The organism is Acidimicrobiales bacterium (assembly GCA_035316325.1).
GTDB lineage: Bacteria > Actinomycetota > Acidimicrobiia > Acidimicrobiales > VFJN01 > DASXTK01.
The window spans coordinates 1-24,379 of record DATHJB010000155.1; the positions used below are offsets into that span (position 1 = coordinate 1).

The 24,379-nt window shown below is 73.9% G+C and carries 27 protein-coding genes; 8 read left to right on the plus strand and 19 right to left on the minus strand.

The genetic code is table 11. From position 1 onward, the window contains the following. The coding region (locus VK611_20170; protein HMG43658.1) for a DUF3516 domain-containing protein at nucleotides 1–2,362 on the minus strand (2,362 nt) is incomplete at its 3' end. A gap of 50 nt (nucleotides 2,363–2,412) precedes the next feature. After that, a complete protein-coding gene (locus VK611_20175) occupies nucleotides 2,413–3,717 on the minus strand; it encodes a chloride channel protein (protein ID HMG43659.1) in 1,305 nt (434 codons plus the stop codon). 160 nt (nucleotides 3,718–3,877) lie between these two features. Between VK611_20175 and VK611_20180 the strand changes: the two genes are divergently transcribed. Then, nucleotides 3,878–4,063, plus strand: a complete 186-nt coding sequence (locus VK611_20180; GenBank protein ID HMG43660.1) for a hypothetical protein — start codon at nucleotides 3,878–3,880, stop codon at nucleotides 4,061–4,063. Here VK611_20180 and VK611_20185 read toward each other — a convergent pair. The 4 genes from VK611_20185 to VK611_20200 form a co-directional block, all read right to left on the minus strand. Then, a complete protein-coding gene (locus tag VK611_20185) occupies nucleotides 4,054–4,497 on the minus strand; it encodes an ester cyclase (GenBank protein ID HMG43661.1) in 444 nt (147 codons plus the stop codon). The two genes, VK611_20180 and VK611_20185, sit on opposite strands and share 10 nt — an antisense overlap. 28 nt (nucleotides 4,498–4,525) lie before the next feature. Beyond that, the gene (locus VK611_20190) at nucleotides 4,526–4,750 is read right to left on the minus strand and encodes an SHOCT domain-containing protein (GenBank protein HMG43662.1); all 225 of its coding nucleotides are present in this window, start codon (nucleotides 4,748–4,750) and stop codon (nucleotides 4,526–4,528) included. Between the two features lie 109 nt (nucleotides 4,751–4,859). Then, the gene (locus VK611_20195) at nucleotides 4,860–5,504 is read right to left on the minus strand and encodes a response regulator transcription factor (protein ID HMG43663.1); all 645 of its coding nucleotides are present in this window, start codon (nucleotides 5,502–5,504) and stop codon (nucleotides 4,860–4,862) included. After that, entirely contained in the window at nucleotides 5,501–6,667 is a 1,167-nt protein-coding gene (locus VK611_20200; GenBank protein HMG43664.1) for a sensor histidine kinase, read from the minus strand. The genes VK611_20195 and VK611_20200 overlap by 4 nt, the downstream gene beginning before the upstream one ends. 166 nt (nucleotides 6,668–6,833) lie before the next feature. Between VK611_20200 and VK611_20205 the strand changes: the two genes are divergently transcribed. The 3 genes from VK611_20205 (at nucleotide 6,834) to VK611_20215 (ending at nucleotide 11,445) form a co-directional block, all read left to right on the plus strand. Beyond that, nucleotides 6,834–9,506 carry a LuxR C-terminal-related transcriptional regulator gene (locus VK611_20205; protein ID HMG43665.1) on the plus strand — a complete coding sequence of 891 codons (2,673 nt, stop codon included), beginning with the start codon at nucleotides 6,834–6,836 and terminating at the stop codon, nucleotides 9,504–9,506. 65 nt (nucleotides 9,507–9,571) lie between these two features. Further along, nucleotides 9,572–10,963, plus strand: coding sequence for a hypothetical protein (locus VK611_20210; protein HMG43666.1), 1,392 nt, complete (start codon nucleotides 9,572–9,574; stop codon nucleotides 10,961–10,963). Nucleotides 10,964–11,055: 92 nt separating this feature from the next. Continuing rightward, nucleotides 11,056–11,445: a PLDc N-terminal domain-containing protein gene (locus VK611_20215; protein HMG43667.1), complete on the plus strand. Its 390-nt coding sequence runs from the start codon at nucleotides 11,056–11,058 to the stop codon at nucleotides 11,443–11,445. Here VK611_20215 and VK611_20220 read toward each other — a convergent pair. The 10 genes from VK611_20220 to VK611_20265 all read right to left on the minus strand — a co-directional run bounded on the left by VK611_20220 (nucleotide 11,393) and on the right by VK611_20265 (nucleotide 18,576). Then, on the minus strand, nucleotides 11,393–11,959 hold the full coding sequence (locus VK611_20220; protein ID HMG43668.1) for a phosphatase PAP2 family protein: 567 nt from the start codon (nucleotides 11,957–11,959) through the stop codon (nucleotides 11,393–11,395). The two genes, VK611_20215 and VK611_20220, sit on opposite strands and share 53 nt — an antisense overlap. Before the next feature lie 47 nt (nucleotides 11,960–12,006). Next, nucleotides 12,007–13,467, minus strand: coding sequence for an RIO1 family regulatory kinase/ATPase (locus VK611_20225; GenBank protein ID HMG43669.1), 1,461 nt, complete (start codon nucleotides 13,465–13,467; stop codon nucleotides 12,007–12,009). After that, nucleotides 13,460–14,257 carry a hypothetical protein gene (locus VK611_20230; protein HMG43670.1) on the minus strand — a complete coding sequence of 266 codons (798 nt, stop codon included), beginning with the start codon at nucleotides 14,255–14,257 and terminating at the stop codon, nucleotides 13,460–13,462. Before VK611_20230 ends, VK611_20225 begins: the two co-directional genes overlap by 8 nt. A gap of 64 nt (nucleotides 14,258–14,321) precedes the next feature. Further along, nucleotides 14,322–14,906, minus strand: a complete 585-nt coding sequence (locus VK611_20235) for a DUF308 domain-containing protein (GenBank protein HMG43671.1) — start codon at nucleotides 14,904–14,906, stop codon at nucleotides 14,322–14,324. Between the two features lie 114 nt (nucleotides 14,907–15,020). Beyond that, nucleotides 15,021–15,530, minus strand: a complete 510-nt coding sequence (locus tag VK611_20240) for a potassium channel family protein (GenBank protein HMG43672.1) — start codon at nucleotides 15,528–15,530, stop codon at nucleotides 15,021–15,023. Between the two features lie 100 nt (nucleotides 15,531–15,630). After that, a complete protein-coding gene (locus tag VK611_20245; GenBank protein ID HMG43673.1) occupies nucleotides 15,631–16,383 on the minus strand; it encodes an SDR family oxidoreductase in 753 nt (250 codons plus the stop codon). A gap of 1 nt (nucleotide 16,384) precedes the next feature. After that, nucleotides 16,385–17,227: an SRPBCC domain-containing protein gene (locus VK611_20250; GenBank protein HMG43674.1), complete on the minus strand. Its 843-nt coding sequence runs from the start codon at nucleotides 17,225–17,227 to the stop codon at nucleotides 16,385–16,387. Further along, complete coding sequence (locus tag VK611_20255) at nucleotides 17,224–17,826, minus strand: helix-turn-helix domain-containing protein (GenBank protein HMG43675.1); 603 nt, start codon at nucleotides 17,824–17,826, stop codon at nucleotides 17,224–17,226. The genes VK611_20250 and VK611_20255 overlap by 4 nt, the downstream gene beginning before the upstream one ends. A gap of 179 nt (nucleotides 17,827–18,005) precedes the next feature. Next, on the minus strand, nucleotides 18,006–18,224 hold the full coding sequence (locus VK611_20260; GenBank protein HMG43676.1) for a hypothetical protein: 219 nt from the start codon (nucleotides 18,222–18,224) through the stop codon (nucleotides 18,006–18,008). A 145-nt stretch (nucleotides 18,225–18,369) separates the two neighbouring features. Beyond that, entirely contained in the window at nucleotides 18,370–18,576 is a 207-nt protein-coding gene (locus tag VK611_20265) for a hypothetical protein (GenBank protein ID HMG43677.1), read from the minus strand. An 87-nt stretch (nucleotides 18,577–18,663) separates the two neighbouring features. On the opposite strand from VK611_20265, the gene VK611_20270 reads away from it, so the two are divergent. From VK611_20270 to VK611_20280, 3 genes are all read left to right on the plus strand, one after another. Continuing rightward, complete coding sequence (locus VK611_20270; GenBank protein HMG43678.1) at nucleotides 18,664–19,845, plus strand: helix-turn-helix transcriptional regulator; 1,182 nt, start codon at nucleotides 18,664–18,666, stop codon at nucleotides 19,843–19,845. 13 nt (nucleotides 19,846–19,858) lie between these two features. After that, nucleotides 19,859–20,170 carry a 4a-hydroxytetrahydrobiopterin dehydratase gene (locus tag VK611_20275; protein HMG43679.1) on the plus strand — a complete coding sequence of 104 codons (312 nt, stop codon included), beginning with the start codon at nucleotides 19,859–19,861 and terminating at the stop codon, nucleotides 20,168–20,170. Between the two features lie 73 nt (nucleotides 20,171–20,243). After that, nucleotides 20,244–20,720, plus strand: coding sequence for a type II toxin-antitoxin system PemK/MazF family toxin (locus VK611_20280; GenBank protein ID HMG43680.1), 477 nt, complete (start codon nucleotides 20,244–20,246; stop codon nucleotides 20,718–20,720). Nucleotides 20,721–20,748: 28 nt separating this feature from the next. Here VK611_20280 and VK611_20285 read toward each other — a convergent pair whose 3' ends face one another. Together VK611_20285 and VK611_20290 are read right to left on the minus strand one after the other, a co-directional pair. Then, nucleotides 20,749–22,134: a HAMP domain-containing sensor histidine kinase gene (locus VK611_20285; GenBank protein HMG43681.1), complete on the minus strand. Its 1,386-nt coding sequence runs from the start codon at nucleotides 22,132–22,134 to the stop codon at nucleotides 20,749–20,751. A 1-nt stretch (nucleotide 22,135) separates the two neighbouring features. Beyond that, complete coding sequence (locus VK611_20290) at nucleotides 22,136–22,843, minus strand: response regulator transcription factor (GenBank protein HMG43682.1); 708 nt, start codon at nucleotides 22,841–22,843, stop codon at nucleotides 22,136–22,138. Between the two features lie 124 nt (nucleotides 22,844–22,967). On the opposite strand from VK611_20290, the gene VK611_20295 reads away from it, so the two are divergent. Further along, on the plus strand, nucleotides 22,968–24,212 hold the full coding sequence (locus tag VK611_20295; GenBank protein HMG43683.1) for an SMP-30/gluconolactonase/LRE family protein: 1,245 nt from the start codon (nucleotides 22,968–22,970) through the stop codon (nucleotides 24,210–24,212). Nucleotides 24,213–24,246: 34 nt separating this feature from the next. On the opposite strand, the gene VK611_20300 is transcribed toward VK611_20295, so the two are convergent. Beyond that, nucleotides 24,247–24,363: a winged helix-turn-helix domain-containing protein gene (locus VK611_20300; GenBank protein HMG43684.1), complete on the minus strand. Its 117-nt coding sequence runs from the start codon at nucleotides 24,361–24,363 to the stop codon at nucleotides 24,247–24,249. Nucleotides 24,364–24,379 lie beyond the last annotated feature (16 nt).

Consider the following 24,379-nt stretch of genomic DNA (forward strand, 5'->3'; position numbering starts at 1 on the left):
CCCAGTACGGGGCCATGGCCCCGGCCAGCCGGTCGGACGACCAGTCGCGGGACCCCTCGCGCTCGACCAGCTCGCCGTAGGCACGCCGGCCGAGCAGCTCGACCCAGCGGAACAGCTCGTTGCGGACCATCACCCGGAACGCCCGCGGGTTGGCGGTGACCCCACCGGGCTCGCCGGCGCCGTCGGCCCCGCCGGCGCGGTCGCCCCGGCCCGACACCGGGACCGCGGTCCCCTCGGCGACGGCGACCAGGTCGTCGGGGTGGCGCAGCTGGTCCCACTCGTCGAGCAGGCTGGAGTCGACCTGGCGGACCGTCTCGCCCAGCCACTCCGTCAGGTCGAACACCTCCTCGGTCTTGGCGTCCTCCGGCACGGTCTGCATCAGGCCCTTGTAGGCGTCCGACAGGTAGCGCAGCAGTAGCCCCTCCGACCGGGCGAGCCCGTAGTGGTGCACGTAGTCGGTGAACGTCATGGCCCGCTCGTAGAGCTCCCGGGCCACCGACTTGGGCCGGATCGTGTGGTCGGCCGCCCACGGGTGGAACGTGAGGTACTGGTTGAACAGGTCGTAGGTGAACTCGCGCAGCGGCTTCGGGTGCTCGAGCTTGTCGAGCTCGGCCATGCGCTCCTCGTACTCGACGCCCTCCTGCTTCAGCCGGCCGACGGTCTCGGACCGCAGCTTGTGCAGCTGGGCGGCGAGGATCACCCCGGGGTTCTCCAGCACCGACTCGACCAGCGACAGGAGGTCGAGGGCGTAGGTCGGCGAGTCGCGATCGAGGTTCCCCGCCGCCGCCAGGACGAACGGCGACAGCGGCTGGTTGAGGGCGAAGTCGGCCTGCAGCTCGACGGTGACCCGCACCAGCCGACCGTCCTCGTCGGGTTCGTCGAGCCGCTCGACCACCCCCGCGCCCAGCAGCGACCGGTACATGGCGATGGCCCGGCGGATGTGGCGGCGCTGCAGGGGGCGCGGGTCGTGGTTCTTCGTGAGGAGCCCGCGCATGGCGCCGCAACCGTCGCCCGGCCGGTCGAGCACGTTGAGCAGCATCGAGTGCGAGACCGCGAAGCTCGACGTCAGCGGCTCGGGCGGGGCGACCACCAGCTTGTCGAAGGTGTCCTCGCTCCACGGGACGTAGCCCCGCTCCGGTGGCTTCTTGCGCACGACCTTGCGGCGCTTCTTGCCGTCGTCGCCCGCCTTGGCCAGCGCCCGCTCGTTGTCGATCACGTGCTCGGGGGCCTGGGCCCACACGTAGCCGACCGTGTCGAACCCGGCCCGGCCGGCCCGCCCGGCGATCTGGTGGAACTCCCGGGCCGACAGCAGGCGCGACCGGGTGCCGTCGTACTTGCAGAGCTGGGTGAACAGCACCGTGCGGATGGGGACGTTGATGCCGACGCCCAGCGTGTCGGTGCCGCAGATGACCTTGAGGTGGCCGTCCTGGGCCAGGCGCTCGACCATGCGGCGGTACTTGGGCAGCATGCCGGCATGGTGCACGCCGATGCCGTGGCGCACCAGGCGCGACAGGTTCTTCCCGAAGCCGGGGCCGAACCGGAAGTCGCCCAGGGCGTCGCCGATGGCGTCCTTCTCGGCCCGGGAGGACACGTTGATGCTCATCAGGGTCTGGGCCCGCTCGACGGCCGACTGCTGGGTGAAGTGCACGACGTAGACGGGCGCCCGGTCGGTGGTCAGCAGGTCGTCGATCGTCTGGTGCATGGCGGTGGCGCGGTACTCGAAGTCGAGCGGCACCGGCCGGGTGGCCTGGGCGACCGTGGCCGTGGGTCGCCCGGTCAGCTCGGTCAGCTCGTCCTCGAAGCGCCGGGTGTCGCCCAGCGTGGCCGACATCAGCACGAACTGGGCCTGGGGCAGCGTGAGCAGCGGCACCTGCCAGGCCCAGCCCCGGTCGGGCTCGGCGTAGTAGTGGAACTCGTCCATGACGACCTGGCCGACGTCGGCCCGATCGCCGTCGCGCAGCGCCAGGTTGGCGAGCACCTCGGCGGTGCAGCAGATGACGGGGGCGGTCGGGTTGACCGCGGCGTCGCCGGTGAGCATCCCCACCCGGTGCGAGCCCAGCTCCCGGCACAGGTCGAAGAACTTCTCCGACACCAGCGCCTTGATGGGTGCGGAGTAGAAGGTGCGGCGCCCGTCGTAGAGGGCGGCGACGTGGGCGGCCAGGGCGACGAGCGACTTGCCCGACCCGGTCGGCGTGCCGAGGATGAGGTTGGCGCCCGACAGCACCTCGAGCACCGCCTCCTCCTGCGCCGGGTAGAGGGTCAGGCCCCGGGCCGTCACCCACTCGGTGAAGGCGTCGAGCAGCGCATCGCTGTCGCCCCCGGCGTCGGGCGCGGGCAGGTGGTCGGCGAGCGTGAGGGCCATGACCCCCCGATCATGCCCCGCCGCGCCCCCTCCGTTCGCCGCTCAGGTTCTCAGCCGGGCTTCGGGGGGAACAGGCCGAGGCCGTAGGTGAGGCTGAAGGCGACGACGACGGCGACGGCGGCCGGTGCCGCCACGACACCGCCGCCGAGGAGCACCAGCACGATGACGAGCATGCTGACCGGCACGTTGGCGAACGCGGCCGGGGTCGCGGCCATGACGCAGGACACGGCGATCGCGACCGGTACGTCGGGGAAGGCCGCGGTGATGCACAGGCCGGCCATGCCGCCGGCGAAGAGCAGGGGGAAGATCGGTCCTCCCACGAAGCCGGTCGACATGGCGGTGGCGAGCGTGAGGAGCTTGGCCAGGGCGATCGCCAGCATGAGCCAGCCGCCGAGGTGCCCGGCGTCGTGCAGGGCCACGTGGAGCTCGTGCTCACCCGAGAACAGCGTGAGGGGGAACGCCAGCGCCACCAGTCCCATCAGCACGCCGCCCACGACCGGCAGGAGCAGGGTGTGGCCCGCGAGCGGAGCCGTGATCCGGCGCATGGCCCCGACCATCAGGGCGCACAGGATCGCCAGGCCGGCACCGAGGGCGCCGAGCGGGACGGCGGCGGCGAGGTACCACCAGTGGAAGGCGGTCGGCCCGAGGTCGTACACGCCGAGGAACGTGTGGTCGCTGGCCGCGAGGAACACGCCGGTGCCCGTCGCCGACGCGACGAGCCCGGGCAGGATCAGCCGGTAGTAGTCGATGCGGTGCGGGTGCTCGATCTCGAGCGCCAGCGCCGTGCCGAACAGCGGGAGGCCGAGCAGACCGCCGAACGCCGCCGAGATGCCGGCGAACGACTCAACGCGGGCGTCGCGACCCGAACGCTCGGCCGCCAGGGTGCCCATGCCGCCGCCCAGCGTCGCGAGCGGGGCCTCCGGCCCGAGGCTCGCACCGGACACGAGGCTCACGAACCCGGTGACCAGCACCGCGGGCACGTGGTGGTGGTCGACCCTGCCTTCCTCGAGCTCGGCGAACAGGTTCACCGCCAGGGGCGTGCCGAGGAGCCTGCGGGTCACGCCGACCACGAGCCCGGCCCCGGCCAGCAGCAGGACCATCCACCACTCGCCGTCGAGGAACCCGGTGCCGTACGACGAGGCGTCGGGCCAGACCCACCCGGTGACGTGGCGCAAGCCGACGATGAACGCCGTCGCCAGCGCCCCGACCACCAGCCCGAGCAGGGCGGCCGTGGCGAGGGTCCGCAGGTAGTCGGGGTCCCACGCGAACGGGCGCCCCTCGGCCCGGTCCGGCTCCTCTCTCGGGTCGGCCGTCATCCGGCGACGTCGACCCGAGGGGCCGACTTCGGCGCTCATCGCTCCAGCATCTCGCCGCGGTCCCGGGCGGATCTCATCCCGACGGGGTGATCCGCGCTCGCCGGCGCGCTCCTACGTTCGGTCGACGGAGGTGGGTGGATGCGCTCGCGCCGAAGGCACGGATCCTCGCGATCTGAGAACCACCCCGGAGGAGATCACCATGTTGATCCTGCTAGGCACGTTGGGCGTCGTCCTACTGATCGCGATCGCCTTCTGGCCCGCGCGGGTCGCCAGCCGGAAGGGGCACAGCTTCTTCCTCTTCTTCCTCCTCAGCCTCGTGTTCTTCCCCCTCGCGCTGCTCCTGGCCTACGTCGCGGAGGACCGCACGGGACCGATCTACGGCTGAGCTCGAACGCCGACGGCCAGCGCCTGCTCCAGGAGGGCGAGGTCGTCGAAGTAGCTCCGGAAGGCGCAGATGCGGTCACCGTCGAACTCGGCGATGGTCGCGCCCGAGAGGTGCAGCCGGCGACCGGTGGGTTGGACGACCATGTCGTCGTCGACGAACAGCGGGCCCGTGTGGTCGACGGCGAGGTGCCACTCGGCGATCGCCTTGTCCCCGAGCTCGTCGAGTGCCCGGACCTCCACCTCGATGCCCGAGAACGTGTCGTCGCGACCGCCCACGGCCTCGAGCAGCTCCTCGATCGACCGGACGAGGATGGTGGGCGACCACCCGACCACGTCGTCGGTGACGAGATCGCCTATCGCGTCCCGGTCGCCGGTGACGGTGGCGTGGAGCAGGCCCCGCAGGGCGCTCCCGTGGACTGAACCACTGCTGGCCATCGGGGTCTCCCGTCGATCAGTGCCCGCTTCACAGGTCGAGCAGCTGGGCCTTGGCCGCAGCGAACTCGTCGTCGGACAGCGAGCCCGAGTCGTGCATCTGCACCAGCCGGCTGAGCTCGTCGACCTCGCCACCGGTCGAGGCGGGCGGCGGGGCGACGTACGGCGGCGGGGGAGGCTGGTCCTGCGTCGCAGCGGTCGCGGCACCGACGGCGAGGCGGGCGATGGGTCGGCGCCGCCGGAACATCAAACCCATCAGGCCCTCCTCTGCGTGCGCTCCCGAAGCCGGTGCCACGCTCTCTCGTGTCACCGCACGCTGCTCGCCGCGTCGCTCGGCGTCGTCATCCGATCGGGATGACCGCCCGTCAACGTTGCCGCTCGACGAGGCCCTGCCGGATGGCGAGCATCGTCGCCTCGGTCCGGTTGGCCGCGCCGAGCTTGGCGAGGATCGTGCTCACGTACACCCTGACGGTGCCGTCGCTCAGGCCGAGCGCCCGGGCGATGTCCTTGTTGGTCTGGCCGTCGGCCAGCAGGGTCAGGATGTCGTGCTCACGGGGGGTCAGCCCGGCTCTCGCGGCGGCGCGCTCGGGCTGGCGGAGCAGCGCCGGCATGAACTCCGAGGAGAAGGTCGACCGCCCGTGGGTGACACCCCGGATGGCGTCGGCCAGCTCCTCGGTGCTCACGGTCTTGAGCAGGCACGCGCTGGCGCCGGCCTGGACGGCCTCCCGGATCGACGCATCGTCGACGAAGCCCGTGAGGACCACGACCTGGATGGTCGGGTGGAGCTCGCGCAGGCGCACGGTGGCGGTCACGCCGTCCATGTCCGGCATCGAGAGGTCCATCAGGACGACGTCGACCTCGATCTCCTTGCAGTGCTCGAGCGCCGCGGCCGCACTTTCGGCGGTGGCGACGATCGTGATGTCGTCGCAGTTCGCGAGCAGGGAGCTGATGCCGTCACGGACGACCGCGTGGTCGTCGACGATCATGACCCGGAGCTGCTCGGGGCTCATGGTGCCTCCTCGGGGGTCGGGGGGCTTGTGGGGTGGGGCCAGGTGAGGATCACCCGGGTGCCGTGGCCGGGTCGGCTCTCGATGGACAGGTCGGCGTCGGCCTGCTCGGCGCGCTCGCGCATGATCTCGAGCCCGTGGTGCGCGGTGGCGATCGCACCGACGTCGAAGCCGACGCCGTCGTCGACGATCGACAGGACCAGGGCACCGCCGCGCTGCTCGAGACGCACGACGATCCGCGTCGGGAGCGCGTGCCGGTGGGCGTTCATCAGCGCTTCCTGGGCGACCCGGTAGGCGGCGAGCTTGATCTCGGACGGGAGGTCCGGCCCGGCCGGGGCGTCGAGCTGGACGACCACCGGGGCGCCGGGCTCACCGGCCAGCTCGCGCAGGAGGTCCCCCAGATCGGCGGATTCCGTCGCGGGGTGGCGCATCTCCAGGAGCAGCATGCGGAGGTTGCCGAGCGCTTCGATGGTCATCGTGCGGATCTGCATGGCCTGCTCCCGGCCGCTGGCGGGGTCGCGTTCCAGGGTCCTCGGGAGGGCCTCGGCGAGCATCGCGATCGAGTACAGCGTCTGGCTGACCGAGTCGTGCAGGTCACGGGCGATGCGGTTCCGCTCGTCGGTGGCGGCGATCTCCTTGAGGGCGATCAGCTTCAGGGTCGTGGGGGCCGAGCCCGGGCCGACCCGTCGGCGCGCGGCGGTGGCCACCCGGTTGGCGGCGCGGACCGCGGCGAAGATCAGGAACAGCGGGAAGACGAAGGGCTGGAGGTACGCCGTGTCGAGCGTCCCGGCCGCCACCAGGGCGTCGTAGCGGTTGGCGGCGAACAGGGCGGCGACGATGAGGAACGCGGGGGCGGGGTGGAGGTCGTCGTGGTCGTCCCGGAGCGCGAGGAGCGCGACGCCCCATGCCGCCGGGACGAGGGCCGTGGCCGAGGCGAGAGCGAACGGCCAGTCGACGCCGACGGGGGTGGAGTAGCGGCCGCCCTGCGCGTCGAGTGCGCACAGCACGATCGTGGTCGCGGCCGTCAACGACGCCAGCGCTCCGAGGCCGAGCGCCTCGCGGTCGCTCGGTCGTCGAGAGAAGCCGGCGGAGAGGAGCGCGGCAGCCGCGATCGTCTCACCGCCGACGGCTACGCCGTAGGCCAAGGCGGCCCCCACTGCCACCATATGTGGTGCCAGAGTAGTACTGATCGCAGCGATATCTGGGGACCCTCGGCCCCTTCTGAGCTGGGCATCCCTGACATCTGTCAGGAGCGCGCCTGAGGGATGGCCGGCGCACCGGACGGCCAGACGACACTGGGTGGCGCGGCCCTGACGGGGGATGATGAACGTGATGATCGTCACCGGCGGACCGTCCACGCCCCGCCCGCCGCGTGCGACCGCCCGGTCGGCCGGCGAACGCGGGTTGACGCGTCCGGTCCCGCGCGGCGACGTGCCGCCGCGCCACCCCGATGCCCGAGCACGCGGCTCGCCGCCACCGGTGCCGGCGATGGCCATCCGTCGGTTGCGCCTCGAGCAGATGCTCGACGACCACCCCGACCGACATGTGGTCCTCGTGCGCGGTCCGGTCGGCGCGGGGAAGACGACCCTCGTCTCGCAGTGGGTGAGGACGCAGCCCGACCCCTGTGCCTGGCTGGCCCTCGACTCGACCCACGACGATCCCGACCGGCTGCTCTCGCAGCTGGTGGACACCGTCGGGCGGCTCTGTCCCGACGCTGCCGGAGTCGTCGCGGCGGCTCGCTCGACGACCGGTGCCGCGCACCCCACCGCGCTGTGGGACACCGTGGACCAGGTCGCCGAGCACCTCGGCCGGGGCATCGTGCTCGTGCTCGACCGCGTCGACCACCTGCAGGACCCGGCCGCGCGGCGGGCCCTCGGCCGGCTGGTCGAGAACCCTGCCGAGGCGCTCCGCGTCGTGCTCGTCTCGCGCTCCAAGCCGGCGCTCGGGCTGGAGCGGGCCCGCTTGCGCGGCGACCTCGTAGAGATCCCGCCCGGCGTGCTGCGGTTCCAGCGGGCGGAGATCGAGGCTCTGCTCGCCGACTGCGAGGGTCGGCGCCTGGACCCCGGCGAGCTCGAGCAGGAGACGCTGGGCTGGGCCGCCGGGCTGCGGCTGGCGCAGCTGGACGCCCTGCCCCCCGAGCGGCTGTCCCCGGAGCTCGGCGAGCCCGGCGACCCGGCCGTCGGGTACGTGCGTGAAGAGCTCATCGACGCGGCGCCCGACGACGTGCGCTCGTTCCTCGAGGTGACCTGCTGGCTGCCGGTGCTCACCGGGCCGCTGTGCACGGCGGTGGTCGGGCAGACCGATCGTCGGCCCGGCGCGGCGCGGCTCGACCTCCCGTCGCTCCCGATCCTGCCCATCGCCAGCCGACCCGGTGCCTTCCGCTACCCGCCGATCCTGCGCCGCGCCCTGCAGCAGGAGTACCACCGACGCGACGCGCCCGGCGTGCTCCGCGCCCGCCGCCGCGCCGCCCGGGCCTGCCGCTACGCCGGCGAGCTGGAGACGTCGGTCAAGGTGTTCCTGCAGGCCGGCAGCACCGACGAGGCGGCCGAGGTGTGCGCCGAGCTGGCCGCCGCCGGCGAGTCGTCGTTGCGCCCCCTCGACGGGCTGCTGCCCCACCTCCCGGCGATCGGGCCCAGCGGTGCGCGGCGGCTCCTGCCCTGGCGCGTGCGGGCGGCGGTGGCGGCCGGGCGGGGCGACGAGGCGCGCCGGCTGTTGGAGCAGGCGGATCGTGGGGGAGTGCCCGGCCGGCGGTCGGGTGCGGTCGAGCACCGCGACCTCACGATCGCCCGGGCCGCGGTCGCCGAGCACGTCGGCGACGTCGTCACCCTCCTCGCCTGTGCCGACCGGTTGCTCGCCGGCTCCGAGCGCTCGGCCGCAGATGCGAATGCCGACCGGCGCGCCCACGGCTGGCGCATCCGTGCCCTGGCCTGGTCGGGCGAAGTGGCCGGTGCCCGCGCCGCCGCCGCACGGGCGACCGACCAGGTGGACCTGGGGGCGATCACCGAGGCCGTGGTCGACGTCGCCCTCGCCCGCGCCTGGGTCTCGTGGCTCGACGGTGACATCATCGCCACCGCCGCGATCGCCGCCCACTGCCGACGCCGGCGCGCGCTGCACGACGCACCGGCACGCGCCGCCGAGCTCGCGCTGCTGAGCGGAGCTGCCCACCGCGAGGCCAACGAGATGGCCGAGGCGACGCAGGCCCTCGACGAGGCGCTCCGCCTGGCCACCGCGGCCTCCCACCACGTGGTGGCCGCCGTCGCCGCGGGTGAGCTGGCCCGCTGCCGCCAGGCTGCGGGGGCGTCGTTGGAGGCGCTCGAGCTGGTGGTCTCCGCCCGCACTAGTTCAGGTCGCCTGCCGGCTGCGGTCGACACCTACCTGCGGACGTCGGAGGCCCGCCTCCGCCTCGACCTGGGCGACCCCTCCGGGGTGGGTGCGCTTCTCGACGGCGTACCGCCGGGCGCCGCGCGGCAGATCCTGGCGACGCGGCTGGCACTGCACCAGGCCCCGACCCAGGCCCGGGCGCTCCACGAGGCGATCGACGCCGGCACGCCCCGTCAGGCGGTCGAGAAGCTGCTGCTGTGCGCCCTGTTGCCCGACGCCGACCCGGCCGAGGTCGGGGTCGCCCTGGTCGAGGCGATCACGGCGGGCTCGCCCCTCGGGCTGGTGAGGATGTTCCTGGACGAGGGAGCGGCCACGACCCGCCGCCTCCACCAGCTCGCCCTGGAGTCACCCGAGCGGGCGCTCGGACGCTTCGCCGCCCTGACCGCGCAGGAGCTGGCGCTGGCGCCGTCGAGCCCGCCGACCGGGCCGATCGAGCAGCTCACCACCCGTGAGCTGGCCGTGCTGCGCATGCTTCCCCTGCGCATGTCCAACCGCGAGATGGCGACGCAGCTGTACATCTCGGTGAACACGCTCAAGACGCACATCCGTGCGATCTACCGGAAGCTCGAGGTGCCCCACCGCTCCGCCGCCGTCCGCCGGGCCAAGGCGCTGCAGCTGGTGTAGCTGCCCCAATCATCCCGTCGGGATGAGTACGAACCCGGCGGTGGCACGGACACTCGCCGGCACCCATGGGCAACGACGACGCGACCGAAGGCTCTGCACCCACGGAGGAGCCCAACGAGCTGGAGGAGCTCCGCCGTGAGCGGGACCGGCTCGCCGAGCGGCTCTCCCAGACCGAGCGGCGCGGCGCCCGGCGCCGCCGGCTGCGCTCGATCGCGGTCGCCCTGCTCCTCGTCATCGGCTGCACGACGTTCACCGTCGCCGCCGTCGGCGTCTGGGTGCGGCGCAACGTCAGCGACACCGACGTCTGGGTCGACCGGGCCGGTTCGCTGGCGGAGGATCCGGCCGTGCAGGCCGCGCTCGGTCGCTGGCTCTCGGACGAGGTGATCGAGCTGGTCGATCCGGCGGCGCTGTTCGCCGAGGTCCTGCCCGAGCGGGGCCGCCTGCTGGCCGTGCCGCTGGCTGGCGCGGTCGACGACTTCATCCGCGAGCGGATCGACCGGTTCCTCGCCTCCGACCAGTTCGAGACGCTCTGGGTGGCCGCCAACGAGCGGGCGCACCGCGGCCTCGTCCGGGTCCTGCGGGGGGACAACCCGGAGGTCGACGCCGGTGCCGAGTCGGTGACCATCAACCTCGTGCCGATCATCGACGAGGCGCTGGCGCAGATCAGCGCCGCCTCGCCCGAGATCCTCGGACGGCAGGTCGACATCCCGGAGGTGTCCGTCGACGACGTGCCGGACGAGGCCATCGCCCGGCTGGGCGACGCGCTCGGCGTCGACCTCGACGACGACTTCGGCCAGGTCACCGTCTACGACAAGGGACGCCTGGCCGCGCTCCAGGACGGCATCGACCTGGCCCGGAGCCTCCTCGTGCTGGTGGCGGCGGTGGCCGTGGTGTGCCTGGTCGGCGCGCTGGCGCTGTCGAACCGCCGGCGCCGCACGCTCCTGCAGCTCCTCGTCGGCCTCGCCGTCGGCATCGCCCTCGTCCGCCGGCTGGGCATCCGGGGCAAGTCCGAGGTCGTCGTCGGCATCGACGACACGTTGAACCGGGACGCCGCCGCGGCGGTGATCGACCGCTTCCTCGGCCCGCTCCTCGACGTGACCCGAGGCCTCCTCACGATCGTCGTCGTCATCGCCGCCGTCGCCGTGCTGAGCGGCCCGTACCCCTGGGTCGTCCGGCTCCGGGCGTGGGTGGCCGGCGGTGCCCGGCAGGCCGCGGCCGTGATCCGCGCCCAGGTCTCGGGGACGACCGGCGCCGGCGACGGTGACGACGACGGTGACGACCGGGCCGCCGCGTGGATCGAGGCCCATCGGGGCGCGCTCCAGACCGGCGGGATCGTCGTCGGCGTGCTCGCCCTCGTGCTCCTCGACCTCTCGTTCCCGGGCCTGCTGGTGCTCGCCGCCGTGGTCGGTGTGTACGAGCTCGTCCTGCGCCCGAAGGCCCCCGTCGAGGCCCCATGAACCCCGAGATCACCCCAGTGGGGTGAGGCGGGGGCCCACCGCCGGGCGCACATTCACGCCGGGCAGACGGTCCAGCGAGAGGGGATGTCGAGATGGTGTTCGCAGAGTGGCAGGTCGGTCAGGTGCTCTGGTCGATGGTGTGGTTCACGATGTTCTTCCTGTGGATCTGGCTGGTGGTCACGGTCTACGCCGACATCTTCCGCAGCCAGGACCTGAGCGGTGTCGCCAAGGCGCTGTGGACGGTGCTCGTCCTCTTCCTCCCCATCGTCGGGGTGCTGGCGTACCTGCTCGCACGCGGCCACAAGATCGGCGAGCACCGGCTCGAGCAGGCGCGGCAGGCGGACGCCCAGATGCAGTCCTACATCCGGTCGGCGGCAGCCTCGCCGGCGACCGACCTGGCCGCCCTGGCCGACCTCCACGACCGCGGCCTCATCGACGACGCCGAGTTCGAGACGATGAAGCAGCGCACCCTCGTCCCCTGACGAGCTGCACAGCGGTGCCGGTGGCGACGCCGATGGCGGCGCCACCGATGCTGTCGAGCGGCAGGTGGGCGCCGACGTAGACCCGGGCGACGGCGGTGACGGCCGCGGTCGCCACGAGGGCGCGGCGCAGGGGTCGGGCGACCTCGGGTGCGAGCACGGTGGCGAGGGTGGCGGCGACGGCGGCGTGGCCGGAGGGGAAGCCCAGGCCGGCGGCCGCGGCGCCCCGGCGGCGGACGTCGTCGAGGTGGTCGGCGGGGCGACCGCGGCCGACCCACCGCTTCAGCCCCTTGCAGCCGGCCCACACGGCGGTGCCGGCGAGCGCGGTGGTCCGGGCCAGGCGGGGCCGGCCGAGCCGGTGCGCGACCGCGGCGGCGACGAACACCGCGGGCAGGCTGCCGGCCTGCATGACGACCATCGCCGGCCCTGCGACCCCCTGCGGCAGGCCGTTGACCCGGCGAAAGGCGCGAGCCTCGGCGGGCTGCACCCGGCGTGACCGGGCGATCGCCGTGCTCACGATCACGACGGCACCGCTCGCTCCCAGCCGAGCGGGTGCACGCCCCGTCACGCAGCCGGACCGCGCATGGGGTCGGTCGCCGCCACGCGTGCGCGCAGCTCGTCGAGCAGCCCGGGCCGCTGCCGCAGGTTCGTGCGCGTCGCCCCGCTGAGCGCCCAGGGCTGCAGCCGGGCCGCCGCGGTCGCGGCGATCTCGGGCCCGAGCTCGGCCACCGCGGCGGCGAGGGCGCGGTCGACACCGACGGGGAGGGACGTCGCGGCCAGCAGCTCGGCGACGTCCGCGGCGAGCAGCGTGTCGCCGGCGGCCAGCTCGGCGAAGCCGAAGTCGATCATCCACACCTGGCGGTCGGCGGCGACGAAGACGTTGGCGAGCCGGAGGTCGCGGTGAGCCAGCCGCCGGGTCCGCAGCACCCGGACCTGCGCCCAGATCGACCGTAGGAGCTCGTCGTCGATCTCCTCGGGAGCGAGGCGGTCGAGCGACCGTCCGTCGACGGCCTCGTAGACCAGCACGAAGGCGTCGGGCTCGGCGGAGGCGAGGGCCACCACCCGCGGGGTCCGCACTCCCAGGTCGCGGGCGGCCAGGGCCAGCAGCGCCTCGTGCTCGACCGCCCGGCGCAACGACAGGTAGCCCGCCTCGTCGCCGAGGTCCCGGGGCGACAGCCGGCGGTACAGGCGGAAGAGGAGGTCGGCGCTGCGCTCGTCGGTGCCCAGGGCCTTGACGAACAGGCGCCGGCCGTCGGTGCCCTCGGCGAACCAGGGCGTCGAGCCCCGGGCGTCGAGGCTGGCCTGATCGAGGCGGCGCACCGGGACGCCGACCGCACGCAGCCCGGAGGCGATCGCGGCGCCTCTGGGCCGCCGTGGCGGTGTACCGACCACCACGACGGCGAGCGCCCCGGCGCACCACCCGACCAGCAGCGCCCGCACCGAGGCGAACGCCACCGGGCTCACGAGGGCGCGGGTCACGACCAGCGCGATCACCACGCCCCACGCCTGGCGCCGCCAGAAGCGGCCGACCCACGGACCGGCGGCGGTGGCCACCGCGGCGGTCACGGCGACGAGCAGCTCGGTGGCGGTGGGGTGGTCGGCGAACCAGCCGGCGGCGCCACCCACGTCGGCGACGGGCGGAGCCGTGGGTTCGTCCGCCCAACCGAGCAGCGCGGCGAGGCCGAGCGCGACCGCCGCGCCGAGCGACGTGACCGCCAGGGCCCGCCAGCATCGCTGCCACACCGCCAGCGCCCCACCGCCGACGAACAGCACGGCACCGCCGCCCCACGCGGCCAGCACCAGTGTGGCGACCAGCCACGAGGGCAGGGTGTCGAGGCCCTGCCACAGATCGCGGGCGGCGTCGACGGCATCGTCGCCGAGGATCAGCTGGAGCAGACGGGCGGCGAGCAGCGCGGCCACCGCGACCACCAGTCGCAGCACGTCGTTCGGCGACCGCTCGGCGTCGGCCAGGGGCGCCTCGTCGACCTCCAACGCCTCGTCGAGCTCGACGGCGACCTCAACCACCGGTGTCGTCCGGGCCGGCGGCGGCCAGCTGCGAGAAGTACTGCAGGGCGGTCGACGTCTTCGTCTGCTGCTCACCCGAGAGGCTGATGCCCCGGTCGGCGAGGAACGCCCGCGACTCGGCCGCGACCTGGAACGCCTCGCCCGGAGCGCACTTCGTGGACAGTTCCAGGATGCGCGACCCGTCGGGGTAGAACCACAGCTCGGCCACCATCCGGCGCCCGTAGTCCGGCGGCGTGAACCGCAGCTTGAGCAGGGTGATCGGGCCGAGCGCCACCAGGTCGTCGAGCCCCGGCCCGTCCGTCGTGTGCCGGGCGAGGAAGGCGCGCTGCTCCTTCGTGAACAGCTTGCGCAGCGGTCGCTCGCCGGCCACGGTGCTCGCGACGTCGGTCGTGCCGAGCTTCGCCTTCAACGAACCCGAGCACACGTAGCCGCCGGGCATGGCGTCGACCTCGACACCGAACGCCGGCGACCGCCGCAGGTCCGCCGGCAGCTCCGTCGGCACGACCGGCCGGAGCTTCACCACGGAGTCGTCGGCCGCGCCCTGGCTGCGCCGGGCCCGCACGACCACGCCGAGGCGCTGCAGCGCCAGGTCGGGGGTGTCGAAGAACACCACCTGGCGCATCTGGGCGTCCAGCGGGTCGATGCCGAGGGCCGCGATCGCCGACCGCTGGTAGGACTCGGGCACGGTCAGCTTCAGCTCGACGCTGTCCGCGTCCCGCAGGAGCCCGAGCAGGCGGGAGGTCTCCTCGCCCGAGAGAGCCCCACCCGGTCCTTCGCCGCTCGTGGTCATCATGACGATCCTCCTGTCGATCAGCCGGCCGGTCGTCACCCCACCGGGGTACTCGCGCGGGTGCTCAGGCGGCGAGGCGGTGCATCTGCCAGCCGGTGCCGATGGCCACGAGCCCCGAGGCGATCGCCCGGAGGCCCACGCTGACGGCGAGCACCACCAACGTGGCGTCGGGCCAGGCGAGGATCACGGCGCCGAGCGCCATCCCGAGGCCGCCGAGGCCGAGCTGCACCGGCCAGGTGTCGTCGTCGCGGTTGGCCAGCGCCGTGATCGCCCGGACCGTGCCGGTGAACAGCAGCGCCACACCGGCCAGGAAGGCGATCACCCACAGCGTGACGTCCGGCCAGGCCATCACCATCACCCCGGCCAGGATCAGGACCCCACCACCGAGCCACCCCAGCCAACCGAGGCCTCTCGATCCTCCGAGCGCCACCACCTCGAGCACCCCGCCGACGATCAGTGACGCGCCCACCAGCAGGGCCAGGACCACGACCGACTCGAACAGGTTGGTCAGCATCCAGACGCCCACGGCCACCAGCGCGACGCCGGACAGCACCGCCAGCCACCAGCCCCGGTCGTCGAGGTCGCGGTATTCGATCGGGCGGGGCGGCGGTGGTGGCATCCGGCCCGCGACGTCCTCGAAGTCAGTCATACGTCCTCCGTCTCTGCGAACGATCGTTCGGACAGACGGACAGTCGGCGCTCCCCTCCGGTCGCGCATCACCCCTTTCGGGTGAAGAAGGCGCCGGCGACGGGTCGGGCGGGCCTCAGCGGTTGGGCGAACCGGCGCCGGCGCGCCGTGCCGCGCCGACGAACACCCGCACCGCGACGCCCACGAAGGCGACGTTGAACAGGATCTGCACGGTCACCACGAGCCGTGCCGCCTGACCGGTCGCCGTGATGTCGCCGAACCCGACCGTCGACAGGGTCGTCACCGTGAAGTAGAGCGCGTCGATGCGGGTGTCGAGCCCCGAGAACTGGCCGCGGCCGCGGTCCATCGCGTAGTAGACGGCCGCGAAGCCGACCACCAGCATCGCGACCAGCAGCACGAGGGCCTCCGCCGCGTCCAGCCCGGGACGTTCCGACCGGAGGACCGCCTGGACGCGGCGGACCGCCAGCGGGATCGTGCCCAGGAGGACGGCCGTGCCGATCAGTGCGCCGAGCCACCAGCGGTCGCCCTGGAGCGGGAGCACCGCGTAGGACACCCCGAGGAGGCCGACGAGGCCCACGGTCCGCGCCGCCGAGCGCCTCGCCGCGTGCACCTCGTCCTCGACCATGCGCGGCGTAGTTTCGCGCGCGCCGGCCGCGACCAGTGGGACGTGCTCCGGCAGCACAGCACCGCAACACGAGACGAGGCGGACCTATCCGCTGACGTGCTCAGGTCATGATGGCGCCGCAGGTGGTGTTGAGGGCCGTGGCGGTCATGGAGCGGGCCAGGTCCGAGGCGGCGAAGACGGCCACGTTGCCGATGTCGTCGAGCGTGGCGGTCCGGCCGAGCAGGGTCGGATCGGCGAGCGAGTCGATGAGGGCGTCCCGGCCCTCGAAGTCCTCGGGGATCGTCTCGGGCACGCCACCGGTGAGGATGGTCAGGACCCGGATGCCCTGGCGGCCCAGCTCGGCGGCCAACTGCTGGCGCAGGAGGTCGACCGCGCCGAGGGCGATCTGGAACCCGCCGATGGAGTAGTCGGGTATCGGGTCGCCGGTTCCGCCGAAGGTGAGGATGACCCCGCTCCGCTGCTCGATCATGTGGCGCGCCGCGGCCCGGGCGGTCAGGAACGTGCTGCGGGTGGCGTTCACGATCGGGCGCATGAAGTCGTCGACCGCCATCTCGGCGAGCGGCGTCCCCTGGACGTCGCCGTACGAGACGAGGTTGAACGAGATGTCGACGCTGCCCGCCTTGGTGGCGACGGCGTCGGCGTGCGCGTCGACCGCGGCCTCGTCGAGGACGTCGAGCTGAGCGGTCTCCGCCCGGCCGCCGGCGGCACGGATCTCGTCGGCCGCGGCCTCGACGCGGTCGATGGTGCGGCCGGCGAGGTGGACCGTGGCTCCTTCGCGGGCGAACGCCCGGGCGACGGCGCGGCCGATGCCGCCCACCCCGTAGACGACGGCGTTCCTGTTCTCGAGCAACATGTCATGCCTCCTTGAGTCGAGCGAGTCGAGCGAGTCGGGCGGGCAACCAGGCGTCCCACCGCCGCTGCTCGCGGGCGGCGGACGCGGGGCCGTCGGGCCCGTAGAAGCGGCCGCACACGTTCACCGAGAGCGTGGCCCCGTCCATGGGGAAGGCCGAGACGGCGAACAGGGCCGGCGACGGCTCGGTGGAGCGCAGCAGGGCGTAGCCCGCGGTGAGGTGCTCGACCGTGCCGGCCAGCGGTGGCGCGCCGTCATGGGCGTGGAAGGGTTCGCCGGTGGTGGCCGGGCCCTCGACGCCGAGCGGGCGCACGACGGCGGCGAAGACAGCGGCCGCGTCGCTCAGCGGACGGCCGACGGTGGCGATCGTGTCGAGGCTCGCCGCCGGCTGGCCGGCGAAGTGGGTCAGGTAGCCGCGCAGGACGATCAGCGCCATGCGCCACCCCTGGGTGGCCCCCTCGAGGAGGTCCTCCCATCCACCGTCGTCGCCCGCCAGGCTGCTGACCACCCGCACGACGCACGTACCGTCGCCCCGGGCGGTCACCAGGTACTCGGTGGCCAGGGCCAGGGCCGGTGCGTCGGGGCCGAGCGGTTCCTCGTAGGCGAGGCGGCGGGGCGGGTCCCAGGCGGTGATCACCGCCTCGGCGTCGGGGCCGAACGGCCGGCGGCGGATGACGATCGTGCCGCCCTCCCGGCCCTCGATCTCGGTGCGGAACTGCCAGGCGGCGGTGCCGTCGCCGCTGGCGATCGCCCGCCAGACGTCCTCCGGCTCGCCGGGCACCTCCACCTCGGCCCCACCACCAGTCGTCCCGGGGCCTCCGCTCCCGACGTCGTCGGTGCCCGTCACGTCGACGCCACCGGGTCGACCCCCGCCGGCACCGGGTGGACCGACGCGGTGAGCCGGTGCCACCGGCCGTCGGGCGCCGTCTCGTCGTGGTACCTGGCGGCCACCGCGGCGACCGCGTCGGCCAGCTCGTCGGCGAACGCGGCCCGGTCGGCCGGCGACGCGAAGCGGACGGCGCTGTCGAGGCCGAGGACCGGCAGCCGCGTGCCCTCCCGGGAGGAGTTGCGGGCCATGCCGCCGACCTCGCGCACGACCCGGGCGGCCAGGGCCACGACGTAGGCGGCCGACAGCCGGTCACGCGCCCGGGCCGGGTCGCTGGCGCCGGCGGCCCCCAGCTCGGGGGCCACCACGTAGCTGCCGGCCGTGGCGACCAGGAGCCGTTCGGTCAGGCCACCCCAGGTGCGGGTGCCGGTCACCTCGACGAGGCCGTGCGACTCGAGCTGGCGCAGGTGGTAGTTGACCCTCTGCCGGCTCAGGCCGACTCGGGTTGCCAGCATCGCGGCTGACGCCGGTTCCCGCAGCTCGGCCAGCAGCCGGGCCCGCACCGGGTCGAGCGCCGCGGCGGCCGCGGCCGGCTCCTGGATGACCTCGACCTCCTGCACGCCGTCGAGACAACCATTGACACATGAATTTGTCAACGCCTTCCGGCCGGGTACCGGTAGACGGCGGCCGTGCCCCCAGCCGGGCAGGGTGGACGAACCCGGCCAGGGACACGGCGCCTTCCCGGGCAAGCCCCCCGTGCTGCTGCGACGCCACGGGGTTGTCCTGCACACCCGGGAGATCACTGGCCGGCGTGCGCCGCCCTGGTGGCCTCGTCGTCGGCGAAGCGCTCGGCCGCGGCCAGCGCTCCGGAGAGCTTGTCCCGCAGCCGGCGGGCCGCCTCAGCGGTCAACGAGCTGGTGCGCCCGTCGAGGTCGACATCGAAGAAGCACAGGCACTGCTCGTCGCCGACGTCGATCCGCCACCGGGCGTCGACCTGCTCCACCGCCCGCCGCTTCATGGCCCCGAGTTCCCGATCGTGTCGAAGACTACGGGCCGGCCGGGCCGCAGGTACGGGCCATGCGGCTCGCGGCGCAGCCCGCCATCCTTGTCGCGCACCCGCCCCTCTTCGGGCGTTGCGCTGTCCTCGTCGGCCGGCTGGTGGCTCACGCCGGTACCGCCTCTCGCCGGGCCCGCAGCTCCTCGACCACGGCCCGCAGCTGGGCGTGCCCCACCCCGTCGAGGTCGCCGAGCTTCCGCTTCAGGGTCCGGCACCGCCACCGCAGCTCGAACGTGGTCCGCGTCTTCACGTCGATCCGGGCCTGCCGAAGCGCCGCCGCCCGCTCGACCGGGTCGCAGTGGTTGCTCGCCATGGTGTGGTTGTACGGCGACACGGTGACGCTGGGTAGATGCGCAGCCACCCCCTCGCATGCCCTATGCGGTTCTCGCATACTGGGGCCATGGAGCCGGGAGACGCCGCTCGAGCTGCTGCGGCGGCCGGTGACTACGGGCTGGTCATCCGGCTCTACCGCCAAGAACGGGGCCTGTCCCAGGGTCAGCTCGGCGGGGTCTGTGGCTACAGCCAGCCCGCCATCTCCCGCCTCGAACGAGGGCTGCGCACCTATGACCTGTCGACTCTGCGGGGCGTCGCCCACGCGCTCGACATCCCCCTGCACCTGTTCGGGCTCGCCGAGCCGGCACTGGTGAACCGCCGCGACTTCCTCGCCGGCACTGCCATGGCCATCGCCACGACGAAGCTCCCCCGCGTTCCGGCCGAGGCGGTCGACTACTTCACGTCCCAGCTCGCCGCACACTGGCAGGCCGACCGGGCCATCGGTCCGCACCTGCTGATCGACACCGTGGCACAGCAGTGCCGCACCGTCCTGCGAGCCGTCGCCTCCACCCGGGGCGAGCTGCACGCCCACCTCCTTCAGGTGGCCACCGCCTACACCGGGCTCGCCGGCTGGCTCTACCAGGATGCCGGCGACCTCGCTGCCTGCTCCCGCTGGCTGTCCGAGACGCTCGAGCTGGCGCATCGCTCCGGGGACCCTGAGCTCGTCGCCTACGCCCTCACCTCCAAGGCCATGGTGCGGGCTGACGCCGGCGACGGGGTCGGTGCCGTCGACCTCGCCGAAGCCGCCCTCACCTCCGCTCCCCAGCTCGGGGCGAAGGCCAAGGCGATGGCCGTCCAGCAGGCCGCCATCGGTCACGCGCTGATCGGCGACCGGCCAGCGGTCGACCGCTGCCTCGACGACATGGCCGGGCTGCTCACCTCGATCGAACACCGGCACTTCGGCGGCGACCGGCTCGACAACGACCCGGCCGTCGTCGTCGCCCGCCACCGCGCCACCTGCTACGGCCGCATGGGTATGGGCGCCGAAGCCGCCGCCCTCTGGGCACACGCCGGGGTGTCGCTCGACCACCGCGACGCCGGTGTCTACCTCGCCCGCTACGCAACCGCGCTGCTCGACGCCCACCGCCCCGACGACGCCGTCGGTCTCGCCGCCGAAGGCCTCGGCTACCTTCGGGAGACCGGCTCGGCCAGGATGCGCGACGAGCTCCACCTGCTGCGCAACAAGGCGATCACGTGGCAGACGACCGCTGCGGGCCGGGACCTGATCGACGTCCTGACCACCGCCTGAGGAGGCCACCCACATGGGGGTACGTGACCCACTCGACCCGGACGACGTCGCCGAACGCCTAGCCGCACGGGACGGCTGGACCGGCGACACGACCGGGATCGAGAAGACGTACACGGTCGGCTACGACGACGCCATCCTGATCGTCGCCGAGATCGGCAAGACCGCCATCGAGCTGGAACACCGGCCCGACATCGACATCCGCTGGGACAGCCTGCACATCGCCATGACCACCCACACCGCGGGCGACGTCACCACCGAGCTGGACTTCCTACTGGTCGACCGCATCGACGCCATCGCCGCCGAACACGGGGCGGTCTCGACCTGAGGTCGGGCCACCGCTGCGCGGCGGTGACGAGCGGTCAGGCCGGCGGCCGGGCGGTCCCGTAGTGTCACGTCGCGTGAGCTTTCGCAGCGTGGTGGCACGGGTCGTAGCCGGGGTGACGTCGACGGGCGGCCGCCGTCGGGGAGGCGGCCGGACGGCCCCAGCCCCGGGTCCCGGCGACGTCCGCATCGCCTACACCCCCGACGACGACGGCCAGCCCGACCCGGGCGAGATCGTCTGGACCTGGGTCCCCTACGAGGACGACCCCCGCCAGGGCAAGGACCGGCCGGTCGTCGTGATCGGCAGCGCCGGCGAGCGGCTGGCCGTGGTCCCGGTGTCGAGCCGCGGCCCGGACGGTCCCCCCGACGCCGCGGCCTGGGTGTCGATCGGGTCGGGCCGGTGGGACGGCGAGGGCCGCACCAGCTACGCCAACGTCGACCGGGTGCTGCGGGTGGCGGCCGACGACGTCCGACGGGAGGGCGCGACCCTCGACCGAGCCCCGTTCGACGCCGTCGTCGCCGGCGTCCGCCGCCACCACCCCGACATCCGCTGACACCCCTCGCTCCCGGGCGGGGCGGGGGTCAGGGCGGCGGCGCGGGGAGGGTGACGTGGACGGTGAGGCCGTGGGGTCGGGTGGGGGTGGCGGTGACGGTGCCGCCGTGGGCGGTCACGAGGGCGGCGACGATGGAGAGGCCGAGCCCGCTGCCGCCCGACGAGCGGGAGCGTGACGGGTCCTGCCGCCAGAACCGGTCGAAGGCGTGGTCCACATCGTCGTCGGACAGCCCGGGTCCGTCGTCGGCGACGTCGATCACGACGTGGTGGTCGACGGCACAGGCGGTCACGACGGTGGTGGTGCCGGGCGGGGTGTGGGTCCGGACGTTGGCGAGCAGGTTGTCGAGCACCTGCCGGAGCTGGTCGCGGTGGGCGGGCACGACCAGCGGCGCCGACGGCAGGTCGGCCTGCCACGTCCGGGCGGCGTCGAGGGTGGTGGCGGCCCGGACGGCGTCGCCGACCAGGGCGGCGACGTCGACGGGCTCGGTGGACCACAGCGCGCCGGGGTCGGGCTCGTCGAGCTCGGCCAGGAGCTGCAGGTCGGCGACCAGGCGTCCCATGCGGGCGGCCTCCTCGGCGGCGCGGCCGATCGCCCGGCGGTGCTCGTCGGGCTCCGCGAGGGCACCGTCGAGGTCGAGCTGGAGGTAGCCGCTGACCGACGTGAGGGGCGTGCGCAGCTCGTGGGAGGCGTTGGCGATGAACTCCCGCAGCCGGGCCTCGGACCGCGCCCGCACGGCGAGCGAGGCGTCGACGCTGCCGATCATGGCGTCGAGCGCGTGGGTCAGGCTGGCCAGCTCGGCGGTGTTGGTCGGCACCGACAGGCTGCGGTCGGCGTCGCCGCGGGCGATGGCGTCGGCCCGCCCGGTGAGCGTCTCGATCGGCCGGGTCGTGCGCCGGATCCACCACCACGCCACGCCGGCCAGCACCGACCCGGCCACCAGCGCGATCACCAGGAGCCGGCGGGTGAGGTCGTCGGCCAGGCCGCGGAGGTCGTCGACAGGGGCGCCGACGACCAGCCGCTGGTCGTCGCCGAGGTCGACGGCGGCGACGCGGTACTGCGTCCCGTCGGCGCCCTGGGCGTAGGCGACCTCGCCGTCGCCGGGCAGCTCGTCGATCCGCACGCCGGGCGGTGCGTCGGGATCACCTCGGGACCCGGTCATCGAGCGGACCGTCGTGCCGGTGGGGGTCACGACCACGACGGCGTACTCGTCACCGACCGACGGCTCCTCCGAGGCAGCCGCCGACGCCGACGCCGTCGTGCTCGCCCGGACGTCGGCCAGGTCGGCGAGCAGGCGGTCGTCGACCCGGTCGCGCATGGCGTGCTTCGACGTGACGACGGCGACGTACCCGACCACGGCGAAGGTGACCAGCGTGGCCAGGACGACGCCCGCGGTCAGCTTCGTGCGCAGGTGCACGTCAACCCCCGGAGGCCTCGGGCGGCCGGAGCGTGTAGCCGACCCGGCGGATCGTGTGGATGAGGGGAGGAGCGCCGTCGCCGACGCCGTCGCCGTCGAGCCGGCTGCGCAGCGTGCTGATGTAGGTCTCGACCACGTGGGTGTCGCGGTCGGGGTCGTCGGGCCAGACGCGGTCGAGGATCTGCTGCTTCGACACGACGCGCCCGGCGTTCAGCAGCAGGTACCGGAGCAGGTTGAACTCCGTCGGCGACAGCTCGACCCGGCGACCCGCGCGGCGCACCTCGTGGCGGTCCTCGTCGAGCTCGACGTCGGCGCAGCGCAGCGGCCCCTCGCCCGACGACCAGCCCGACCGCTGCAGCACCGCCTTGATCCGGGCCACGAGCTCGTCGAGCACGAACGGCTTCGTCACGTAGTCGTCCCCGCCGTGCCCGAAGCCGTCGAGGATGTCGCGGCTGGTCGTCTTGGCGGTGAGGAAGATCACCGGCGTGGCGTCGCCGGCGGCCCGCATCCGCCGGCACACCTCGAACCCGTCGAGCCCCGGCATCAGCACGTCGAGCACGACGAGGTCCGGTGCCGAGCGGGCCACGGCGTCGAGCGCGGCGCGGCCGTCGGGGGCGACGGTCACCGCGAACCCGGCGTAGCGGAGCGCGGTCCCCGCCATGTCACGGATGGCATCGTCGTCGTCGACGAACAGCACGCGGGCGGCCATGCCCGACAGTCAAGCGGCCGAAGCTCTCGATGACCTCAGAGCCGGCAGCCGTCGAGCGCCGATCCTGAGGATCTCCAGAGGCGCCCGGCAGGATCGCCGGAGGTTGGTGTCGTGTGCTTGCCCCATGAAGCATCCACCCCTGGCCCCACTCCCGAAGCTCCTCCGACTCGCGCTCGCCGCCACGGTCCTCGCGGTTCCCGTGGCCGCCTGCGCCGGCGACGACGACACGTCGAGCTCGTCCACCCCGGCGGCCGACGCCCCTGACGCCCCTGACGAGCGCCCGCCGCTGCCGCGCCCCGAGCCCCCGGCCAACGCCGCGGTCGACGGCCGGGCGACCACGTTGCCGACCCCCTTCGAGCCGGTCGTGTGGAGCGACCCGCCGTCGCGGCCGGCGCTGGAGGGACCGCTCGCCGCCAACGACGCCCTGACCACGGCGTCGATCGTCGGGGACGCCGAGCTGGAGGGCGCCGAGGACGTCGCCCCCGGCCTCGACGGCCACCTCTACACCGGCACCGTCGACGGCGCCGTCTGGCGGCTCCGCGTCGACCAGGCTGGCGCGATCACCGCGGTCGAGCACGTGGCCACCCTGCCGGGGCGCGCCCTCGGGCTCGACGCCTACTCGGACACGGTGCTCGTCGCCGCCGTCCCCGAGCACGGGCTGATGGCCGTCGACACCACGTCCGGCGAATCGTGGGTGCTCGCCGACCGCATCGACGACGCCCTCGTGTTCTTCGCCGACGCCCCGTCCGTGGCCGACGACGGCACCGTCTACGTCACCGAGGCCAGCACCCGGTACCTGCCCGGCTTCCCCAACGACTTCCTCGACGGGCGCCCCAACGGCCGGCTCCTGCGCTACGAGCCGACGTCCGGCGAGCTCACGGTCGTCGCCGAGGGCATGCACTTCGCCAACGGCGTCGACGTCGCCCCCGACGAGAGCTACGCGCTGGTCGCCGAGAGCTTCCGCTTCCGGGTCCTGCGGGTCTGGCTCGACGGCGAGCGGGCCGGCGAGGTCGAGCCGTTCGGCGAGCCGCTGGTCAACGGCCCCGACAACCTCCGGATCGACGACGAGGGCCGGGTCTGGGTCGGCGGCAGCGACCTGCGCAACGACGCCACCGACGCCCTGCTGGTGAACGCCGACGTCCGCCGGTCGGTCGCCGCGCTGGGCGACGAGGAGCGGGCCGCGCTGCGGGCGCCGTACGGGTTCGCGGTCGTCCTCGACCCGGAGGGCCGGCCCCTCGCCAGCTTCCACGACGACACCGGACGCTTCGCGGGCGTCAGCTCCGTGCTCCTCCACGAGGACACGCTGACGTTCGGCACCCTCGCCGGCCGCGGTCTCGCCCAGCTTCCATTGCCCGCCGAGCTCGCTTGACCACGCCCGTGACCGCTGACCTGCCCCGGGCGGCTCACCCCCCTGACGGCGGGCCCTCGGACGGGACGAACCGGTAGCCCATGCCCGGCTCCGTGAGGATGTAGCGGGGCCGGGAGGGCTCGGGTTCGAGCTTGCGGCGCAGGTGGGCCATGTGGACCCGGATGTAG

Bases quoted from the DNA above. Each gene is read 5' to 3' on its own strand.
- VK611_20185 (HMG43661.1), bottom strand. From the start codon at position 4,497: ATGGCCAGCAGTGGTTCAGTCCACGGGAGCGCCCTGCGGGGCCTGCTC.
- VK611_20270 (HMG43678.1), top strand. From the start codon at position 18,664: ATGGAGCCGGGAGACGCCGCTCGAGCTGCTGCGGCGGCCGGTGACTAC.
- VK611_20210 (HMG43666.1), top strand. From the start codon at position 9,572: ATGGGCAACGACGACGCGACCGAAGGCTCTGCACCCACGGAGGAGCCC.
- VK611_20260 (HMG43676.1), bottom strand. From the start codon at position 18,224: ATGAAGCGGCGGGCGGTGGAGCAGGTCGACGCCCGGTGGCGGATCGAC.
- VK611_20235 (HMG43671.1), bottom strand. From the start codon at position 14,906: ATGACTGACTTCGAGGACGTCGCGGGCCGGATGCCACCACCGCCGCCC.
- VK611_20245 (HMG43673.1), bottom strand. From the start codon at position 16,383: ATGTTGCTCGAGAACAGGAACGCCGTCGTCTACGGGGTGGGCGGCATC.
- VK611_20190 (HMG43662.1), bottom strand. From the start codon at position 4,750: ATGGGTTTGATGTTCCGGCGGCGCCGACCCATCGCCCGCCTCGCCGTC.
- VK611_20205 (HMG43665.1), top strand. From the start codon at position 6,834: ATGATCGTCACCGGCGGACCGTCCACGCCCCGCCCGCCGCGTGCGACC.
- VK611_20195 (HMG43663.1), bottom strand. From the start codon at position 5,504: ATGAGCCCCGAGCAGCTCCGGGTCATGATCGTCGACGACCACGCGGTC.
- VK611_20200 (HMG43664.1), bottom strand. From the start codon at position 6,667: ATGGTGGCAGTGGGGGCCGCCTTGGCCTACGGCGTAGCCGTCGGCGGT.
- VK611_20265 (HMG43677.1), bottom strand. From the start codon at position 18,576: ATGGCGAGCAACCACTGCGACCCGGTCGAGCGGGCGGCGGCGCTTCGG.
- VK611_20215 (HMG43667.1), top strand. From the start codon at position 11,056: ATGGTGTTCGCAGAGTGGCAGGTCGGTCAGGTGCTCTGGTCGATGGTG.
- VK611_20240 (HMG43672.1), bottom strand. From the start codon at position 15,530: ATGGTCGAGGACGAGGTGCACGCGGCGAGGCGCTCGGCGGCGCGGACC.
- VK611_20275 (HMG43679.1), top strand. From the start codon at position 19,859: ATGGGGGTACGTGACCCACTCGACCCGGACGACGTCGCCGAACGCCTA.
- VK611_20230 (HMG43670.1), bottom strand. From the start codon at position 14,257: ATGACCACGAGCGGCGAAGGACCGGGTGGGGCTCTCTCGGGCGAGGAG.
- VK611_20290 (HMG43682.1), bottom strand. From the start codon at position 22,843: ATGGCCGCCCGCGTGCTGTTCGTCGACGACGACGATGCCATCCGTGAC.
- VK611_20175 (HMG43659.1), bottom strand. From the start codon at position 3,717: ATGAGCGCCGAAGTCGGCCCCTCGGGTCGACGTCGCCGGATGACGGCC.
- VK611_20300 (HMG43684.1), bottom strand. From the start codon at position 24,363: ATGGCCCACCTGCGCCGCAAGCTCGAACCCGAGCCCTCCCGGCCCCGC.
- VK611_20180 (HMG43660.1), top strand. From the start codon at position 3,878: ATGTTGATCCTGCTAGGCACGTTGGGCGTCGTCCTACTGATCGCGATC.
- VK611_20295 (HMG43683.1), top strand. From the start codon at position 22,968: ATGAAGCATCCACCCCTGGCCCCACTCCCGAAGCTCCTCCGACTCGCG.